The sequence below is a fragment of the Serratia sp. (in: enterobacteria) genome, assembly GCF_046715635.1.
Lineage (GTDB): Bacteria > Pseudomonadota > Gammaproteobacteria > Enterobacterales > Enterobacteriaceae > Chania.
This window is the reverse complement of sequence record NZ_JBKJYW010000275.1, coordinates 1-3,986: the sequence shown is the minus strand read 5'-3', so window position 1 is coordinate 3,986 and position 3,986 is coordinate 1. Positions and strand designations below refer to the sequence as shown.

At 54.9% G+C, this 3,986-nt stretch carries 4 protein-coding genes; all 4 read right to left on the bottom strand.

The window, feature by feature from the left end; genetic code table 11:
• On the bottom strand, positions 1-355 hold a 355-nt coding region (locus ACLQ7H_RS13510; protein ID WP_411753119.1), incomplete at its 3' end, for a biotin/lipoyl-binding protein.
• Complete coding sequence (locus ACLQ7H_RS13505; RefSeq protein ID WP_411753118.1) at positions 355-2,490, bottom strand: peptidase domain-containing ABC transporter; 2,136 nt, start codon at positions 2,488-2,490, stop codon at positions 355-357. The genes ACLQ7H_RS13510 and ACLQ7H_RS13505, both read right to left, overlap by 1 nt.
• Positions 2,491-2,514: 24 nt before the next feature.
• Positions 2,515-3,462, bottom strand: coding sequence for an ABC transporter (locus ACLQ7H_RS13500; protein WP_411753117.1), 948 nt, complete (start codon positions 3,460-3,462; stop codon positions 2,515-2,517).
• Positions 3,462-3,986, bottom strand: a 525-nt coding sequence (locus ACLQ7H_RS13495; RefSeq protein WP_411753116.1) for a DsbA family protein, incomplete at its 5' end; no start/stop codon positions are given. The genes ACLQ7H_RS13500 and ACLQ7H_RS13495, both read right to left, overlap by 1 nt.

Sequence of the window (3,986 nt, the reverse complement as noted above, 5' to 3'; positions counted from 1 at the left end):
TTTGCGCCTGCGCGCTTTGCAAGGCGGCTTGCGATTTACGCAGTGCATTCTGTTGCAAGGTCGGATCGATTTCCGCCAGCAGTTGCCCGCGGGTGACACGATCCCCCTGTTTTACATACAGCTTTTGTAATTGCCCATTAACCTGCGCACCGACGCTGACCTGCAGCGCCGGTTTGAGGATACCGGTGGCCAAGACGGTTTTCTCGATATCACCACGGGCGATTTCTTCGGTGTCATAGGTATGATCCTGCGCAGGTGCCGAGACGTACCAGACGATCGCGCCGATCAAGGCCACCAGGCACAACAAGGCGATCGCCACCAGACGGCGAGCCTTGCCAAACATCTTCAGCTTCATCAACACACCGCCGTGGTCAGCATCAGTGGCGTTTCAATGCTTGCCACATGGCCATTGCTCACGCGGTAAACCCGATCAAACATCGGCAAGACGCTCTCACTGTGCGTGACGGTGATCAACGTTTTATGCTGTTCGCGGCAGTGTGTCAGCAAGGTTTCCATTACCTGATGCGCCGTTTCTTCATCCAGGTTGGCCGTGGGCTCATCTAACACCAGCACCGGCCGATCGCTATACATTGCCCGTGCCAACAGCAGACGCTGGCGCTGCCCCAGGGATAACCCGGCATGGCTTTCGCGGATCAGAGCATTCAGGCCGCCCGGCAGCTTCTCGATCACCGGGGTTAAATTCAGCCCTGCCAGGGAACGCTCAATCTGCCGATGTTTCTGCTCATTGAAACCCTCATCAAATAGCGTGATGTTCTGCAGCACCGAGGCATTGAACAAGATATCTTCCTGACTTTGCAGGAAGAACAAGGCATGTACCTGCCGATAATCGAGCGGCTGCCCATCAACCGTTATCTCTCCTTGCTGTGGCGTCATCAGGCCGGTCATCACTTTCAGCAAGGTGCTTTTACCCGCACCGGACTCACCGACAATGGCAATGCTTTGCCCCGGCTTGAGCAACAGGGAGAGATCTTGCAACACCGGTTGCTGGGCATCATAGGCAAAGGCGATATTGTGATAGCCCAGCTGCGAGGTAAATTGCGGAATGGGAGCGGGCACTCCATCGCTCGCCAACTCCGGCGCAGAACGCGGTGGAAACAGATCCTTGGCGCGGGTATCGATCACGTTCAGCTGATTCTTTTGCAGGATGGAATAGAAAATTTTGGTGATGTAAGAGGTGAAAATTTCACGCACAAAGCTATAGGCAAAGAACTCCCCGAGCGTGATAGTTTCGTTTTTCAACAACGGCAGCGCCAGGAACATAAACAGCACCATCTCCAGGCTGCCAATTAGCTGATACAGGCTGCTTTTGACCTGCTCGTACATTCTCTGTTGCTGGCGGCAGGTAAACAGCGCCAGGGCATATTTGGCAAACAGGCCCTTGCGTTGGCTATCCAGCCCAGCGGACTTGATGGTGGCGAAACCTTGAATGCTCTCCAGGATGAAATCGCTCTGCTCGGACGTTTTGACCTGCATTTGCTGGGTAAAATAGCGGTCACGATAGATGGCCCAGACGCTAACCAGCCCCATCAGGGTGACACTGAAGCCAGACACCATGGCCAGCAGCGGGCTCATGTAGCACATCACGGCCAGGGCGATGGCACCGATGATCCAGTCGGTACGCAGGCCGTTATCCAGCTCGATTTTAATGCCCGAGGCCATCTGCCAACTGGCAAAGCGGCTAAACACGTCACCCGGCGCACGTTTATCAAAGAAGTTCAGCGAGTTACTCAGCAAGCGCGAGAAACCCGCCACGCTGTTGACCACCACAAAGCGTTTAATAAATCGCTCGGTGAGCCAACGCACGCCGAAGGCCAGCGTGGTCGACACGACAAACGCCAGTAGGAAGTAAAAATAGGGGAAATCGGTTTTTCCCGCAGAAGAAAAGACCTGGTTGATGGCGCTACTGACCATCGTCGGCATGATAAACAGGGTTAACGAGATCAGAAACGCCAGTATCATCAACCGGTAAATGCCGGGGATACGTGCCGTTTCTTTCAGACTCATGGTGTCGAACATACGAGAGCGTTTACTGCGCTGCACGTTGGCCAGCGCCTGCGGATCGGGCTGGGTTTCATTGTCCAGCACCAGCGCATAGCCGCTGATGTCCAGTTTCAGCGCATCAATCGGCAACAGTTGCTGACCAATGCCCGGATTCATCACGCAGACATGGTTGCCTTTACGGTAGGCCAGCACCACGTAATGGCTGGCGCCATAATGCAAAATGGCGGGCAGCGGCAGTTCTGCCAGTTCGTCATGCTCAAAAGCCACGGGATAAGCGGGCATCGCCAATTCGCCCATGATATCGCACAGCCTGGCCAGTGAAGTGCCATGCTGTGAGGCAGGATAGCGTTCGCGCAGGCTCTCCAGCGAGGCATCAATCCCCTGGGTTTCCGCCATCATGGCGATGCAGGCCAGCCCACATTCGTTAGTTTCGCCTTGAAAGACCAGCGTCGGGATTATCTTTTCCATGATCTGACTTCTTCAATTTCCAGGTTATTCATTGATAAAAAATAACGAATGTGCGTGCCATAACAGCCAGTCCTCGGGGTGCCGGACGATCGAACTCTCAACAATTTCCGGTAGCCTGGCTTTCACACTGCGCGCCGGCATCGGCGGATCAATGTGGATTTTTATCTCTTTGTCGTAATACAGGTAATAAAACACCACCTGCGCCGACAGCGCCCTGGCAATGCGGATCACGCCGCTGTGCAAGTTGGCCGGGCGATCAAACAGACGGCAACTGAGCTTTGCCGTTTGCGCCGTATTGGCATTGACGGTGTAATCCGGCGAGATATCCGGGAAAATAATGATATTGCGTTGATGATCGGCCGCTTCCATAATCGCGCCCATCAGATTGCCGGCAATTTCTCGGTTATCATCATGGATCGAGCAATAGGACAGGTTAACGCCCCCTAATTCCCGCGCCCTGGCGTGATACACCTCCACGCTCACGGAGACAATCGCCGTCGCCTGTCCCGGAAATACCCCGGCACCGACCATACCGGCCAGCACGTCAGAGAGCATATGCAGCGGTGCCAGCACCACTGGGTGCCCTGCCTGATGCAAAGGCTCGACGACCGCATTAAGCTCTGCCTGGCAGCGAGCCAGCTGGGCCGCGACCTGAGGACTCTGACCATAGGTCGCGGCCAGTTCCAGTATGCGGCGGCGCTGGGTGGTGCGGGCAAAATTCCCTTGGTAGTCAGCCCTGAGCAGGGATTGCTTATTCGCCTCGGCCACAAAGGCACGCCGACGATCGCCCCGGTCATTTAATCGCAGCCAGCGGCCCAGCGCCCCCAGCCCAAGGAACCAACGGTAGTTGCCGTGGCGCAGCAGCCAACAAACCGTCTTGCCGTATGCTCTGCGCCAGGGCAACGAACCGCGTGCTAGGGTTGTGAGCGCCTCTCTCCACGCCAGATACACCCACACGGCAAATAAACGCATTATTGCTCCAGCGGTTTGTCATGCTGTAACAGTGACAGCAGATGATCGGCAAACTCAGGGAAATCGCGATCCTGCACGGCCATCCACTTTTTGTTGACGATAAACGTTGGGGTCGCCTTGATTTTGTAGTGTCCGGATATTTTGGTCATATAGCCCAGTAGCTCTGCCACCTGCGGTGTCTGGCTGGCTTTGTTATAGGCATCAAGATCGATACCGTTTTTCGTTAACCATTTATCGCGATTGACTGGATTACTCAGATCGATTTTGTCTTTGATAATGGCGTCATAAGCGCTCTCACGGTGCTGTGGTTCAATGCCCATCACCGTCAGGGTGGCAAACAGCGGGGCAAAGCTCGCCAGACCATCATTGTTTTGGTTGGCGATATGCACACGGACCAGTTGAGTCCCGGCTGGCATCCGCGCTTCCATCTTGGCAACATTCTCTTCGTTCAAGGCGCAATAGTGGCAGCCGTAAGAGAAGATCTCGACAATCGTATTATCCGTGTTTATCGGGCTGGTTTTAAC

Excerpts from the sequence above, each read along its gene's own strand:
- ACLQ7H_RS13505 (WP_411753118.1), bottom strand. The coding sequence starts at position 2,490 with ATGGAAAAGATAATCCCGACGCTGGTCTTTCAAGGCGAAACTAACGAA.
- ACLQ7H_RS13500 (WP_411753117.1), bottom strand. The coding sequence starts at position 3,462 with ATGCGTTTATTTGCCGTGTGGGTGTATCTGGCGTGGAGAGAGGCGCTC.